General features: G+C 47.6%; 17 protein-coding genes and 1 pseudogene. 9 read left to right on the forward strand and 9 right to left on the reverse strand.

Annotated features, from left to right (window positions below):
* Positions 1–147 precede the first annotated feature (147 nt).
* From V7K84_RS26775 to V7K84_RS26810, 8 genes and pseudogenes are all read right to left on the reverse strand, one after another.
* Positions 148–336, reverse strand: coding sequence for a hypothetical protein (locus V7K84_RS26775; protein ID WP_334842830.1), 189 nt, complete (start codon positions 334–336; stop codon positions 148–150).
* Positions 337–400: 64 nt separating this feature from the next.
* Positions 401–1,429, reverse strand: a complete 1,029-nt coding sequence (gnd, locus tag V7K84_RS26780) for a phosphogluconate dehydrogenase (NAD(+)-dependent, decarboxylating) (protein ID WP_334842613.1) — start codon at positions 1,427–1,429, stop codon at positions 401–403.
* Positions 1,430–1,607: 178 nt separating this feature from the next.
* Positions 1,608–2,078, reverse strand: coding sequence for a hypothetical protein (locus V7K84_RS26785; protein WP_334842614.1), 471 nt, complete (start codon positions 2,076–2,078; stop codon positions 1,608–1,610).
* Positions 2,079–2,211: 133 nt separating this feature from the next.
* Positions 2,212–3,525, reverse strand: a complete 1,314-nt coding sequence (locus tag V7K84_RS26790) for an NAD(P)/FAD-dependent oxidoreductase (protein ID WP_334842616.1) — start codon at positions 3,523–3,525, stop codon at positions 2,212–2,214.
* Between the two features lie 345 nt (positions 3,526–3,870).
* Positions 3,871–4,410: a general stress protein gene (locus V7K84_RS26795; RefSeq protein ID WP_334842618.1), complete on the reverse strand. Its 540-nt coding sequence runs from the start codon at positions 4,408–4,410 to the stop codon at positions 3,871–3,873.
* Positions 4,411–4,481: 71 nt separating this feature from the next.
* A complete protein-coding gene (locus V7K84_RS26800; RefSeq protein ID WP_334842619.1) occupies positions 4,482–4,646 on the reverse strand; it encodes a helix-turn-helix domain-containing protein in 165 nt (54 codons plus the stop codon).
* A 24-nt stretch (positions 4,647–4,670) separates the two neighbouring features.
* Positions 4,671–4,880, reverse strand: a complete 210-nt coding sequence (locus tag V7K84_RS26805; RefSeq protein WP_334842622.1) for a hypothetical protein — start codon at positions 4,878–4,880, stop codon at positions 4,671–4,673.
* A gap of 531 nt (positions 4,881–5,411) precedes the next feature.
* Positions 5,412–5,798: pseudogene (locus tag V7K84_RS26810) on the reverse strand (NF041680 family putative transposase); the annotation flags it as partial.
* A gap of 348 nt (positions 5,799–6,146) precedes the next feature.
* On the opposite strand from V7K84_RS26810, the gene V7K84_RS26815 reads away from it, so the two are divergent.
* The 4 genes from V7K84_RS26815 (at position 6,147) to V7K84_RS26830 (ending at position 10,016) form a co-directional block, all read left to right on the forward strand.
* Complete coding sequence (locus V7K84_RS26815) at positions 6,147–6,725, forward strand: DsbA family protein (protein WP_334842833.1); 579 nt, start codon at positions 6,147–6,149, stop codon at positions 6,723–6,725.
* Between the two features lie 99 nt (positions 6,726–6,824).
* Positions 6,825–7,637 carry an alpha/beta fold hydrolase gene (locus V7K84_RS26820; protein ID WP_334842623.1) on the forward strand — a complete coding sequence of 271 codons (813 nt, stop codon included), beginning with the start codon at positions 6,825–6,827 and terminating at the stop codon, positions 7,635–7,637.
* 55 nt (positions 7,638–7,692) lie between these two features.
* Positions 7,693–8,301: a Dps family protein gene (locus V7K84_RS26825; RefSeq protein ID WP_334842624.1), complete on the forward strand. Its 609-nt coding sequence runs from the start codon at positions 7,693–7,695 to the stop codon at positions 8,299–8,301.
* A gap of 116 nt (positions 8,302–8,417) precedes the next feature.
* Entirely contained in the window at positions 8,418–10,016 is a 1,599-nt protein-coding gene (locus V7K84_RS26830) for a GMC family oxidoreductase (protein WP_334842625.1), read from the forward strand.
* On the opposite strand, the gene V7K84_RS26835 is transcribed toward V7K84_RS26830, so the two are convergent.
* Positions 10,000–10,128 (reverse strand): hypothetical protein, encoded by a 129-nt coding sequence (locus tag V7K84_RS26835; RefSeq protein WP_334842850.1) that lies wholly within the window; start codon positions 10,126–10,128, stop codon positions 10,000–10,002. The genes V7K84_RS26830 and V7K84_RS26835 overlap by 17 nt on opposite strands.
* Before the next feature lie 40 nt (positions 10,129–10,168).
* Between V7K84_RS26835 and V7K84_RS26840 the strand changes: the two genes are divergently transcribed.
* From V7K84_RS26840 to V7K84_RS26860, 5 genes are all read left to right on the forward strand, one after another.
* Positions 10,169–10,948, forward strand: coding sequence for an SDR family NAD(P)-dependent oxidoreductase (locus V7K84_RS26840; protein ID WP_334842835.1), 780 nt, complete (start codon positions 10,169–10,171; stop codon positions 10,946–10,948).
* A gap of 79 nt (positions 10,949–11,027) precedes the next feature.
* Positions 11,028–11,162: a hypothetical protein gene (locus tag V7K84_RS26845; protein WP_334842628.1), complete on the forward strand. Its 135-nt coding sequence runs from the start codon at positions 11,028–11,030 to the stop codon at positions 11,160–11,162.
* A gap of 95 nt (positions 11,163–11,257) precedes the next feature.
* Positions 11,258–12,007, forward strand: coding sequence for an SDR family oxidoreductase (locus V7K84_RS26850; RefSeq protein WP_334842630.1), 750 nt, complete (start codon positions 11,258–11,260; stop codon positions 12,005–12,007).
* A gap of 60 nt (positions 12,008–12,067) precedes the next feature.
* The gene (locus V7K84_RS26855; protein ID WP_334842632.1) at positions 12,068–13,504 is read left to right on the forward strand and encodes an NAD(P)/FAD-dependent oxidoreductase; all 1,437 of its coding nucleotides are present in this window, start codon (positions 12,068–12,070) and stop codon (positions 13,502–13,504) included.
* Positions 13,458–14,666, forward strand: coding sequence for an alpha/beta hydrolase (locus tag V7K84_RS26860; RefSeq protein ID WP_334842635.1), 1,209 nt, complete (start codon positions 13,458–13,460; stop codon positions 14,664–14,666). The genes V7K84_RS26855 and V7K84_RS26860 overlap by 47 nt, the downstream gene beginning before the upstream one ends.
* Positions 14,667–14,863: the final 197 nt, after the last annotated feature.

Raw genomic sequence — 14,863 nt, forward strand, 5'->3', positions numbered from 1 at the left:
GTTCTAAACTTAGAAAGCCAATAGCCGGCATAACAACCTGTACCCGAAGTTATATTCATCTTTATTATATGCAAATTGTAGGCGCAACAGCTTACGATTCCAGATATGCTCAAACAGTCCATTCCCAAAGCGAAACACCATAATATTCTAGACAGTTTCTTTACCCAGGTAGTTATCGATACGGTAAATTTGGCTTTCCTTCAGTACGCCACTGATATTTTCATTTAGGGTGCGAGCAGAATTTAGATCGCGTCCAAATGGTTTTTCAATAATGACGCGCTGCCATTGTTCGTCTTCTTCCTTAACCATTCCAGCCGAACCGAGTTGCGCGATGATGTCGCAAAAGGTTCAGCTGGATGAACCGAGCTTTCAACTTGAGACTGAGGTGCAGTGGCGATCGTCATGATTTTATCTTTGCCTGTTGTTCTACGTGTCCGCCAAACTGGAAACGCATGGCAGACAACAGCTTATCCGCAAAATCATTTTCGCCGCGTGAGCTAAACCGTTGATACAAGGCTGCGCTGAGTACAGGGACAGGAGTGCCTTCGTCAATGGCGGCTGCGATCGTCCAGCGTCCTTCGCCTGAATCAGACACGCGCCCCCCAAAGCCTGATACGTCTAGTTGTTCCAGGAGGGCGATCGCAGTTAGATCCAGTAACCAGGAGGCAATTACACTGCCCCGTCGCCAAACTTCGGCAACTTCAGGTAAATTAAAGTCATACTGATAGTGTTCAGGATTGCGGAGGGGGGTCGTTTCAGCATTAGCCACACGGTTCTGCTTACCCACATTGGCGTGATGCAAGATATTCAATCCTTCTGCGTAGGCTGCCATTAAGCCATATTCGATGCCATTATGCACCATCTTGACAAAATGCCCCGCCCCATTCGATCCGCAATGCAAATAGCCTTCTTCAGCCGTACCGCCCACCTTTTCCCGTCCAGCAGTACGCGGAATATCACCCCGTCCGGGAGCTAATGATTTAAAAATGGGATCGAGATACTGAACCGCCATCTCAGTTCCACCAATCATCATGCAATAACCCCGCTCCAAACCCCACACTCCGCCACTGGTTCCCACATCTAGGTAGTGAATGCCCTTTTGCATCAGATCGTTTGCCCGTCGAATATCGTCAATGTAGTAAGAGTTGCCCCCATCAATTAAGATATCGCCGGAATCCAGTTTTGCAGCCAGTTCCTTCACCATCTGCTCGGTTGGTTCTCCGGCTGGCACCATCAACCAAATCGCACGAGGTTTATCGAGCTTCTGAACGAAATCATCCAAGCTGTAAGTGCCGATCGCCCCTTCTGATGCAAGCAGTTTCACTTTGTCAGGTGTGCGATTGAACACCACACATTCATGGTTGTTTTGCAGCAGTCGCCGAACAATGTTCGCACCCATACGTCCCAGACCAATCACTCCCATCTGCATAATTTTTCTCCAATGTAATTCTCGTTTGCATAGAGTCGGTTCTGATTAGAGATAAGATTCTGGTTCATTAACAGAACAGCAATATTTGATCCTTCCTGCTCAAATCACCTGTGCAAAAGGGAAGCGATGGGCTTAAGCCTCGCCAGAGGAAGATCGCAACTCCGTTCGATGTATTGTTTTATCGATTATCGATTGATTTCTCAAATGTATATAATTGTGAGTGACCCGTTCTAGTTGGGGCTGAGATGACAAATCGACTCACCCCTTGCTCCCACTTTGCGGTTGCATCAACGGTGTAAGGAGTAGCGGTGCCAAACTGGTTAAGGCTGCTGGGTGGAGGGGTGAAAACCAGATGAAACTTACTTCCGCGATGATAACCGCTAATTTGAGCAAAGTTCTCACCATCATTAGACTTCAAACTTCCGTACAGTTTGCCGGCAGGATCGATAAATACAAGTATCTGCCCCTGAGAACCTACAGTACGGAAGGTTCCCGTCCAACTGCCCCGGTAGGGAAGTACATAGTCTTGAGAGGAATTTGGTTGAGCTTGGCTGACTGTAAGCGCGAAGAGAGGCTGCGAGTGTAGCAGTCCGATCATGCCGATCGTTAAGATTCCACCAATCAATCGTTTTGTTGTTCGTGTCTTCATCAGAAAAATGGGTAGAAACGCCGTCATAAAGGACGGCTTTGCATGGAATGTGGTAAAAAGTTTTTGCTTGGCGGTGGTGAGGAGGTTGTCCACTCTAATCCAGTGGCATACACAGATGGATGAGCGATCGCTCTCATTGTTCAACCGAAGAAAGAGGCTGTTTTGCGGTGGTTTCTGGCTTCATCTTGGGTCTATGATAGCGATGGAAAGTTTCTTCCTTCAGCCATTCTGTGGTTGCCTTAAAGTCATGCAGTGGGGTGGGCAGCATTTCCAAATACGTTGCACTGCGAATTAGATCGCCAGGTTTGCCAGTTATCTGCACTTTGTGAAACAAGTTTGCTACCCCATTTCCTAAACCCAATTTCATTAGCGTACCCCGAAGATTCACATGGGCTGGGCTAGGGGATGCTCCTTTAGCAAGGGCAATCAAATTGTGGGCAATACTCGCACCTTGCTGATATGCCACCTGTGCTAGAGCCGGTAAGGGTTGTGGCTGCACGTCCGCGCAATCGCCTGCGGCAAACACTTCTGGAAAATCCAGCAGTTGCAGAGTTGAGGTGACAAGCGGTAGCCCATGCTTATCCAGGCGATCTGCGGGAATTTGGGACTTGAGATTTTGGATGAGTGGGTTCACGGCAGTCCCGGCTGTCCAGATGGTGGTTTGAGTCAACAGCGTTTTTATCTCAGTGCTGTTGGCAAGTTGATACTCCAGGTGGTCTTGAGCAACCGCTTTTACCCCTACGCCTAATATCAACTCAACAGGTGCTTTTCGAGTTCTGAAAGCGTGGAGAGCCTCTGACTGCAAACTTGCGTTGACATCGCCTGCGAGAATCGTCTTGCCATGATTGATTAAGACAATGCGAATCTGACGAATATCGCCGCCGAGTTGGGCGTACCAGTCGGGTAACAAATCTGCCAGGGTTGCTGCCATTTCTACCCCTGTCGGGCCTGCCCCAACGACAGCAAACGTGAGGAGCGATCGCCGTTGTGTTTCGTCATCCGTTTGGCTAGCACGTTGCAAACATTCTCGTAACTGGCGTTCCAGAGCGATCGCATTCTCTTGTGTCCGAAATGCGAATGCGTTTTTTTGTGCCCCCTCTGTTCCTAAATAACCCTGAATACTGCCAACAGCTAAGACCAGACGATCGTAGATATAATCTGAGCCAGAAGCTAACTTAAGACGTTTTTCTTGCAGGTCGATCGCCACTACTTTGCCCTGTACAAAGTTGATATCACTGCCTTGCAGCAATTCTTTATAAGTCGGGCAAATGGCATCTTCTGACAATTCACCTGTCAATAGTTCATACAACATTGGCTTGAAGACAAACCGTTCTTGTGGATCGATCAAAACGATCGAGCGCAAGTCTTGTTGATGACGCAGATGCAAGGCTGTAAAAAGACCTGCGAAGCCTGCTCCGACAATCACTGTAGGGCGAGAAGAATTCATTTTAGTAAAGCAGTATCGCTAAGTTGAGCTAAACCTTGAAGCTTTCGTGGGGTTTCAGAACTCTGGAACGATCAGAGCTTTAGGGGCGGCATAATTAAGAGATGAGGCCAGAATTGAATAAGGCAGGAGGCAGAGGGCAGAAGGCAGAAGGTTCAATGTTTTGTAGGGGATTCAACACCGTACTTAATTGAGGCCACCAAATTTTCTTGTTTTGTGGGGGTCTTAAACCCTTACTCCCTGCGGTCGTAGCAGAGGGCAGGAATCAGAATTCCCTTCTGCCTTCTGCCTCCTGCCCTCTGCCTTTCCTGATAAAATATGACATTACAAGGTGTGGCTGCTGTTAATTTAAACAACAACTTCTTGAGCAGCTTTAGGATTTACCCTAGTTAGAATCTGTTGCGATCGATAGATTTCCTCATCTGTTCCTGAAACAATCACCATAAACTTGCCAGCTTTGATTTCTGTTTCGTACTTCAGGGCTTGCTCTTTGGGAATACCCAATCCTACAAGGGCACCTGCCAGCCCCCCTGCAACAGCAGCTCCTACACCCCCCACAACCATACCTTCAAGCCAACCTGCCAGCACTCCGGCAACGTGTCCAGCTACAATTACAGGGCCGACTCCTGGAATAAACAGCAAACCAACCCCTGTGAGAATGCCAAATAGTCCACCAAAAAAGCTGCCCCAATAACCTGCTTCTCCGGCTCCAGCTTTAGCCGTATCTTTCCAGGTAAGAAAGCCACGGATATGCTCAGTGGTTTGATAGTCCTTGCCAATGATCGAAATCTTTTGCATATCGAAGCCCGCTTTTTGCAGTTCTAATACGGCGGTTTCTGCTTCAATATGGGATGGAAAAACTTTCACAGTTTCGTGTTTATCTGACATAGATTTGACTCTTTATAAGTGAGAATTAAACAGCATTTTTTAGTGAACAAGACCTAATTGAAGCGCCCGGATTACTGCCTGAGTGCGTTGGCGTAGCCTCTGGCACAGAGCTTCTTCAAAATATTGCGAACATGAGTTTTCACCGTACCCGTACTGATGCACAAATTTTGGGCGATTCCATCATTGCTGTGCCCGTCAACAATCAGTTGCAATACCTCTAACTCGCGCTCAGTCAACGGTTCAATAGTAAGAATTTGGCTTTATTCCAGTTCTATGGCTCGAATTGCAATTGTTTCAGCGTGGTTGCTGCCATCAGCTTGAACAGGATTTGCGTGTTGAAGCAATCTAGCGACCTCTTGGGCGACAGCAGTGAGTGCATGATTAATAGGAGACTTTCCAAAAAAGTTACTCTGAGTTGAAACTTTGGAATACTCAAAATCATCTTCAACTAGTAATGGCATACGTGTCATAAAGCTATCCTCAACGAAATATTGATTGAGATTACTGACCTCAATTAGTAGATGATCTAAACTGTTTGAAATACTGAGAAATTATTCTGTTGCCAGAAGACCATGAATAAGAATCAATAACACAATTGATCTGACGATGACGTAAAGCCGATCGTGCTGTTACCAAAACACGAACATTGATGCGAGCAATGTACACTTTTTTAGATATATCAGGCAAGAATTGGGAAATATCAGGTCACGGTCAAAGCTCACTGATACTGTATGTTCAGCATCAGCGTTGAGCATACAACCCTCTTCTTACTCTCTTTGTGTCAAGTAAACTGAAATATTGCAACTAAATCGCTTTTAATATTTGCCTGAATTAAATATATGTAATTAACTCTAACTTGTCGTCCACTCAAAGTTGAAATTTTTGTACAATACAATGATTGATGAATCAGTCCATATATCAATGTAAAGTTGGCTCCAACTAAGGTTGGAATCTAAATTCATACTAAAGTTCAATACCTTAGCCAATTTACGAGGGTTCAACGCCTGTGGTATCCAGGCTAATGTACTGTAACTTTGTCCGATGCCTATGCTCCCCCCTCTATCCCCATAAAAAGTTCTTTCTTTTAGTGTCTTCGCTTCTGGTCGTGCCCAAAAGCTATGATCTCCTGCTATAAATGGTTGTTCATCTGTCGCTACCTCTTGTACCAGTAGCTTCATCAGCAACATTTTCGGTAGACGACTATCATGTAGTACTGCATAAATGCTCGACCATTGCCGCCGAAATACCGGGCTTTGTGACAAGCTTACAAATGATGGGATGCTCGGACTTGTCAATACTGCATCCATCAATTCAAATACTGCATCTTTGGCCTTCCCCAAACTATCGTAGATAGCTTGGCGAAATTTTTCTAGTTGTGTCAGGATCATCACGTCAATGATTTATCGATTACTTTCATTGACTTTACGGCAGTCAGTGTTACTGCTGACTGCTTTTCTCTAGCCTTTTAGTCCAAAGTCCAGTCAGTTTGTAAGTGACGAAAAAGGAGGGAAGGGAAGGGAATTTTTACTTTTTCCCCTTTCGATTGGCTTTAGACTCAAACTTTAGTTGGAGACAACCTTCCACTATAAGCTGGACGGGTTCATCCATCACTAGATTGTATAAAAATGTCAACCCAGAGTGGACGACAAGAGAGGGTCAATTGTCTATATTGAATCCATAGCAATGTTAGCGCAGTTGGGTTGTAAGGCTTAAGTTTGCTTAATACAAACCGAAACATGACTTACAACCGCGATCATCGTTCTTTATTCGTTCTGCCTTCAACCCAAGATCATATTCAAGGTGTACTGAATGCTGCTGTAGTATTCGTCATGTATGGAGATTATGAATGTTTTCAAAGTGCCAACGTCTATCGATTGATTAAAGTTGCCGGGCAGCAATTGAAGCTGGAGTTTGGAGAAAACAATTTAGGTTTTATCTTCCGTCACTTTCCCCAGAAACAGATTCATCCTCATGCTCAACGGGCAGCGGAGGCCGCAGAAGCAGCAGCAGCTCAAGGGCAGTTTTGGCAAATGCATGAGATGCTGTTTATCCATCAACAGGAATTGGGAAATGGCTATCTAGTCGAGTATGCCAATCGTTTAGGACTTGATATTTCTCAATTTTTGCAGGATTTATCCAGGGGAGCGTATGTCAATCTTATCAATGCGGATATTGAAGGTGGACTGCGAAGTGGAGTGGAGGCTGCACCCGCTTTGTTTATTAATGGAATTCGCTATCCCGTAGACGAAGCCCGCCGCAGGCATCGCTGGACTGTTGAGCAGATAATGGCAGCCATTGTTGCTGCAAATGATTAAGGTTTTTGATGCTTATCCCAACAAGTATTTCATAACTTCTATACGGACGGCAAGAATTAGAGATTTCAGCAATTTAGCAAGAATACAGAGGCGATCGCAATGATGGTTTTTACATGGAAAAAAGTTCAAAAATTGTTGCTGTGGTTATTTGCATTAAGTGTTGTCGTTGGAATATCAATGCATCCAACACCAGCCACCTCCAAGGAATTACCTCAAACGTCCAACTCTAAACCTGCGATCGTTCTCGTTCATGGGGCTTATGCTGACGGTACATCATGGCAACACGTTATTCCATTGTTAGAGCAGGATGGCTACAGAGTGACTGCTGTGCAGATTCCGCTGACTTCTCTTGCTGATGATGTGGCAACGACGAAGCGGGTGATTGAGAATCAGAAGGGTTCTGTTGTAGTAGTTGGACATTCCTATGGTGGAAATGTAATCACGGGTGCGGCAGCTGGCAATCCACAGGTGAAAGCTCTGGTTTATGTTAATGCTTTCGCACCAGATGCCGGTGAAAAGACGAGTGATTTGAATAAAAGGTACGCAGCACCTCCGATTAGTACGGCAATTGTGTCTGATGCTGCAAACTTTCTCTATGTCGATCGCGGGAAGTTTCACGAATTTTTTGCCCAAGACGTATCAAAGGCTGAGGCGCGAGTGATGGCAGCAACCCAAAAGCCGATCGCCAGCGCCGCGTTTGAGCAATCAGTGAATGAAATCGCCTGGAAAACGATTCCTTCTTGGTTTATCGTGACTCAAAGCGATCGCGCCATCAACCCTGAACTTCAACGATTTATGGCTAAACGGATTAATGCTAAGACAACCGAAGTTAACTCCAGCCATGTTCCTTTTATCTCTCATCCAAAAGAAGTTACCAAAGTGATTGAAGCAGCCAGCACTGCTGTGAAGTAATCCGAATCCTAAGAGAAGCAGTTTCTCGGTACATACAAATAGAACAAACCTAATTATGACTCTAGGAGATGCGATCGTGCCGACTCAAAATACAAGTATCACTGAAGTCGATGGCAGTCAACCCTTACTGCATCAACATGGATATGAAATTCAGCAGTATGGTACTCTTCGTGATTTGCCAATTGTTCTCAACCCCAGCGCCCGCAGCGAAAGCTGTGTTTTAGTCAATCAAATTTTGGCAGATACGATTATTCTCTATCACCTTTACAAGAAACATCACTGGTTGATGCGCGGACATACGTTTTATCAACTGCATCTGTTACTCGACAAACACGCCAGCGAACAAATTGAGTTAATTGATGCACTGGGTGAACGGGTACAAACACTGGGAGGTGTGGCGATCGCTGACCCACGTCATGTAGCAGAAGTTACTAAGATTAAGCGTCCGCCCAACGGTGTTGAGGAAGTACCTGTGATGTTGTCGCGGTTACTAGAAGCCCACGAATTGATCGTTGGGGAATTGAGAGTAGCCATCGATAAAACAGCAGCAAATCAAGATAGCGGCACTAACGACTTGTTAATGAGCCAAGTCCTGCGAACCAATGAGACGCAAGTTTGGTTTCTGGCAGAACATTTGGTGGATACACCATTGGTACGCAGTTAAATTCAGCAGATCGGGTGTTGTAAATCAAATAACTAACAGTATTTCAGCGATCGCTCTTTAATCAGTTCATTCTTGACTCCATTTATCCATTGTAGATAACAGAGGAAGAGAACTTTATGGCTAATTATGACTACATTGTAATTGGTGCAGGTTCGGCTGGTTGTGTGGTTGCCAACCGTCTGACAGAAGACAGCGACACAACTGTGTTACTACTTGAAGCGGGTGATCCCGATACAAAACCAGAAATTCACATCCCAGCGCAATGTCTCAGTCTACTAGGTTCTGAGGTGGACTGGGCATATTTCTCCCAATCAGAACCCTACCTGAATAACCGCAAAATCTTTTGTCCCCGTGGCAAAGTCCTGGGCGGCAGCAGTTCGATTAATATCATGATTTATCTGCGGGGTAATTCTCACGATTATGACCACTGGCAGTCATTGGGCAATCCCGGTTGGTCGTACCTTGATGTCTTGCCCTACTTCAAGAAATCAGAAAACTTCTCACGAGGCGCGTCTGAATTTCACGGGGTCGATGGAGAGTTGAGCGTCACCGATCTGATTGCGCCTGCTGTGGTATCCCAACGTTTTGTAGACGCAGCAGTGGAACTAGGATATGACCACAATCCCGATCCCAATGGAACGCAGCAGTCAGGAGCAGGACTCTATCAGTTGACGATCGAGGATGGTAAGCGCCACAGCGCCGCCGCTGCCTTCCTGCTACCCATTTTCCAGCGTCCCAATTTGACTGTAACCACAGGAGCGTTGGTAACTCGCTTGTTGTTTGAGGGTACCCGCACTATTGGGGTAGAATATCTGCACGAGGACATGCTGCACCAGGTTAGGGTAAACTCCGAAGTGATTTTAAGCGCTGGCACGTTCGATTCGCCCAAGCTGCTGATGCTTTCCGGTATTGGTGATGCAGAACACCTGCAAACTTTGGGAATTCCGGTAGTGGTTGATTTGCCGGGTGTCGGTCAAAACCTCCAAGACCACCCTGTTGTGTCCGTGGCACACGAGGCAACTCAGGATTTACACACGGCAAGCAGCAGTAGTATCGCTGAAGCTGGCTTGTTTTTGCATACTCCGGGTAATCTGGATGCCGCGCCAGATTTACAGTTTCTCTTCGGCCCAGTTGTGTTGGCACCGCCTGGTTATGCCCACTCTGGTTTAGGATTTACAAGTTTCGTCTGTTTAACTCATCCTCAAAACATTGGTAGTGTCAGTTTGCGTTCCCCCGATCCCAAAGACACACCGATGATTCAAATGAACTTTCTCCAAAGTGAAACTGATGTGCAAAAGTTAGTGGCAGGGATTAAATTACTCCGTAACTTGTTCGGTGCAAGTGCTTTGGATGAGTTTCGCGGTAAGGAAATCGCTCCGGGTGCTGACAAGCAGAGTGATGCAGCACTCGAAGCTTACATTCGGGACACTTGCAGCACTGTGTGGCATCCGGTTGGCACTTGCAAAATGGGCATTGACCCAATGGCAGTGGTCGATCCTGAGTTGCGGGTACATGGAGTTGAGGGATTGCGAGTTGTTGATGCTTCCATCATGCCAACAATCACCACGGGAAATACGAATGCACCCACCATTATGATCGGTGAAAAAGCAGCAGATTTAATTAAAACAAGTTGCACTCGACAAACTCTTCTCGTTAAGCACAAAGTAGAAAATCCAGCCAACTCAACTTATCTAGAAGTCAGCGATCGCTCCTAACATCTATAAAGGAACACGCAATGGCACGAATTACCACACCATTTGGACGGCACTCTACCGCCTCTGAGGTAGCACAGGGAATCGATCTCTCTGGCAAACGGGCGATCGTCACGGGAGCAGCATCGGGTATCGGTGTAGAAACGGCGCGGGCGTTGGCTCACGCTGGAGCCGAAGTTACGTTGGCTGTGCGTAACGTCGATGCTGGGGCAAAGACGGCGGCTGACATCACTGCTACCACTGGGAATCAAAATATTCACGTCGCCGAACTTGACCTGACCGACCGAGGAGCGATCGCTAAATTCATTGCCGCGTGGAATGAACCACTACATATCCTCGTCAACAACGCAGGGGTAATGGCATTGCCTGAACAGCACACACCCGAAGGCTGGGAGATGCAGTTTGCCACCAACCACCTCGGACACTTCGCTCTAACACTCGGACTCCACGATGCTCTGGCGGCGGACAGTGCTGCGCGCATCGTGTCTGTCAGTTCTAGCGCCCACATGTTCTCGCCGATTGTATTTGATGATATCCACTTCGCGTTCCGTCCCTACGATCCGTGGTTGGCATACGGGCAGTCCAAGACAGCGAACGTACTCTTCGCTGTCGCTGCTACTGGACGCTGGTTCAGGGATGGCATTACTGCCAATGCTTTGATGCCTGGGGCGATCGCCACCAATCTCCAACGCCACGTTGGTGGTATCCAGACCTCGGCAGAATTGCAAAAAACACCGGAGCAGGGTGCTGCCACTTCAATTCTGCTGGCAACCTCCCCCTTGGTGGAAGGCATTGGTGGTCGCTACTTCGAGGACTGCAACGAAGCCACGATCGTTACCCAGCGAACCAAAGACTACAGTGGTGTTGCCCCTTACGCCCTCGACCCGAACAACGCCGATCGCCTTTGGGAGGAATCGTTGCGTCTGCTCGCTTGATCTGGTGTTTTGAACAGGAAAATCGCGATCGCGACAATAAAGCCATTTTCTCAAGCAGGAGTCATTGCACAAGTAAACAATGATTATTGATGTGCTTGTAAACAAAGCAGGTTATGCATTGCTGGGTGCTGTTGAGGAAGTGAGCGATCGGCAAATCCGCGACCAAGATGATTTTCAGAGTTCTTGCCCCAACTCTGGTTCCCACAATGAATGAAGGGTTAAATCTACTGTTCTCAAAGCTGTGATGCAACAGAACCGATAACACTTCAATGGTTCACACAAATCCAGAATCCCCATCAGATTAACATTATGAAAAAACTAGAAGGAAAAATCGCCCTTGTCACGGGTGGTAACAGTGGCATCGGTCTTGCCACAGCCAAACAGTTTGTTGCTGAAGGTTCCTATGTCTACATCACAGGTCGTCGCCAAGTCGAACTGGATGCTGCTGTAGAAGCCATTGGTAAAAATGTTACGGCTGTGCAGAGCGATGTTTCTAATCTGGCAGACCTCGATCGTCTGTTTGCCACGATTAAGCAAGAACAAGGACACCTCGATATCATCTTCGCTAATGCTGGCGGTGGACAAATTGCCCCACTTGGAGCAATCACTGAGGAACACTTTGACAAAACATTCAACGTAAACGTCAAAGGTTTGCTGTTTACTGTACAAAAGGCACTGCCACTGTTACCAGAGGGCGCTTCTATTATCCTGAATGCTTCGATTACTTCTATAAAAGGTACGCCAGCTTTCAGTGTTTACAGCGCCACCAAAGCCGCCGTCAGATCGTTTGCTCGGAATTGGATACTCGACCTCAGAGAACGCAAGATTCGAGTGAATGCCATTAGCCCTGGTGTGGTTCCGACTCCTGGTTACGATCATTTGGGACTGAATGACCAGCAGTTGCAAGAATTCGTGGACAGCCAAGCCAGCACCATCCCACTGGGACGAGTCGGCACACCCGATGAGATTGCCAAAGCCGTTGTCTTTCTGGCTTCAGATGACAGCAGCTTTGTGAATGGCATTGAGTTGTTTGTGGATGGCGGTATGGCACAGATTTGAAGTCCAAAAGATGCTATTCCGATTCTTCCATCCATCGCAACGATATATGAGGAGATCGATATGACAACGAGCAATTTCGATTTTACTGCCCGCGAAGCACTACGCCTGCTCGGCCCCGATCCCGAAAACTGGGTGCCCGATCGCCCTGGCATCGATCGCAATGTCACTATAATAGGTGGCAGTGGCAGTGGTAGTACCTTTGCATTTGCGCTACGGCGTGCTGGGATCGGTCGCGTGACGGCGATCGATGCAGCCGATGATGAGGCTCATGCAGGCGTGTGGCTGACGCGAGCGCGGATGGAAAAGCTCCGCACGCCGAAAAATGTGCCTGGCCCAGAACTAGGCATCCCAGAATTATCTTTTCAAGCCTGGTATGAAGCGCGGCACGGTGCCGAAGCTTACGCGGCGATCGATCGCATTGGGCGAGTGACATGGGCTGAGTATCTCAGTTGGTATCGGCACTTCCTCGGTATCCAGGTTCGTTACCGGACAAAGTTGGTGCGGATTGAGCCAGCCACAGGTTTCTTCCGCCTACACCTTGAGGTAAACGATGTCCCGCAGGTAGAGACTACGCGCAAAATTATCTTCGCCAATGGTGTGGCTGGCACTGGTGGCCCATACATACCTCCAGTACTGGCTGACTTACCACGCACGTTGTACGCACATACCGCCGATGCCATCGATTTTGAAGCACTGCGCGGTAAGACTGTGGCGGTGCTGGGTGCGGCGGCTTCAGCTTTCGATGCAGCAGGAGTGGCGCTGGAATCGGGAGCGAAGGCAGTACACCTGTTTTCACGGCGATCGGCGATCGCATCTCTACCACTACTTCGGATACGGGAATACCCTGGTGCTTACTGCAACTATCCCCAACTACCCGATGCAGCCCGATGGTTCCAAGCTTGGCGCTTTCGTCAAGCAGGCTCCACGCCATCACGGAACGCGATTGAGCGAGCGATCGCCTTCCCGAACTTTCACATACACCTATCTGCACAGGTGAAATCGGCACGGGAAATGGGCAATCGCATTGTCACCCAGGTGAATGATGATGTTTTCGAGTTTGATTTTGCGATCGCTGGCACTGGTTACTTCGTTGACCCAACAAAGCGTCCCGAATTAGCCGACTTTTCCCAGCACATTGCCCTCTGGCGCGATCGCTACGAGCCACCAGAAGACCTGCGCGACGACTATTTGGGAACGCACCCTTACTTCGGTAACGCCCGCGAATACCTAGAAAAAGTACCCGGCACTGCCCCTTACCTGAAAGACATTCACGTATTTAATCCTGCTGGTTTCGTCAGCTTTGGCTTACCAATTGGTGACATATTTAGCATCCGCCGCGACATACCTGCAATAGTATCGTGCATCAGTCACGACTTGTTCTTTGAAGACTGGGCGCATCATGAGGCACGGATTACAGGCGATATCGCCCCCGATTTTGAGAACTCGCTCTATGCTGCTGCGGTGTGGAAACAACCGATCGAGGCAGCGACCCACTAGGTCAACAACCTTTTCACCAGTAACAAATAATTCCGGCTGGGAAACAATGTCAGTAGAAAGTGATTGCCATTCCACAATCACTGCTGAATCAAATATCACTGTTAAATCAATTTACTTAACAGTGTCATTTCAACAGATTGTTTACTACTTATCAAAGGAGAATGTCATGGTTGCTCAAATAAACTCGTCAGCAGCAAAAATTTTGGAAGTTGCAGACGATCCACGTCTTTCCAGTGGGGTGAAGGAATTTTTGAAAGTGCTGAATTCAGGAGGTGTGCCACTGGAGACACTCACTGCAATCGAAGCACGTCAAGTACTCGCGGATGCACAGGCTTCTGTTGCAGTAGACCTTTCAGGTATTGAAGAGTCTGAGAAGAAAATTATCGCTGACGGTTATTCGATTACGCTCAATATTGTGCGACCGGAAGGCGTCAAAGGCACATTACCTGTTTTCATCTTTATTCATGGTGGTGGTTGGGTGTTAGGTGATTATCCAACACACAAGCGCATGGTTCGCGATCTGGTTGTGCTTTCAGGATTTGCAGGGGTCTTTGTCAACTACACGCGCACGCCAGATGCTCAGTACCCACAGGCGATCGATGAGATTTATGCTGCGACCAAATGGGTTGCCGAGCATGGTGAGGAGATTGGGGTGGATGGCAAGAATTTGGCAGTGGTCGGCAACAGTGTCGGTGGAAATATGACAGCAGTCACTGCTTTGAAGGCGAAAGAAAACGGAGGACCACACATCAAGCTACACATCATGATGTGGCCCATTGTAGATGCGGATTTTGAAACGAATTCTTATCATCAATTCGGCGACAAACGGTACCTAACTGTACCTACGATGAAGTGGATGTATGACCTGTACATCCCTGACCCAGAAAAGCGCAAAGACATTTACGCATCTCCCTTACAAGCGACGGTTGAGCAACTCCAAGGCTTGCCTCCAGCATTAATTGTGGTTGCAGAGAGCGATATTTTGCATGACGAAGGCACAGCCTACGGACGCAAGCTCGATGAAGCTGGGGTGGAGGTGACAACGGTGCAGTACAACGGCATGATTCATGACTTTGGACTGCTCAATGGTTTAGCCGAACTGCCACAAGTCCGCTCTCTGTTTGTTCAAGCTGCTGCTGAATTGAAGAAACATCTGCAATAGGATGCGATCGATGTTTTTGGGGAAAGGAAAAGACGCTCTTCCATCGCTTTGCTGCTTACCGAGTTAGCCTAGGGAAAAAGGGGAAAGCGGAATGGCACTAAGTTAAGACACAGCCCTTGCCGTGACTGGAACAAGCCTCCAGGCTAGGAACTAATTCTGAAAGCCTCCACCTCCAAAGGCTTGATCGGAGGCAGAGC

This window comes from Nostoc sp. (genome assembly GCF_036917315.1).
Taxonomy (GTDB): domain Bacteria; phylum Cyanobacteriota; class Cyanobacteriia; order Cyanobacteriales; family Nostocaceae; genus Nostoc.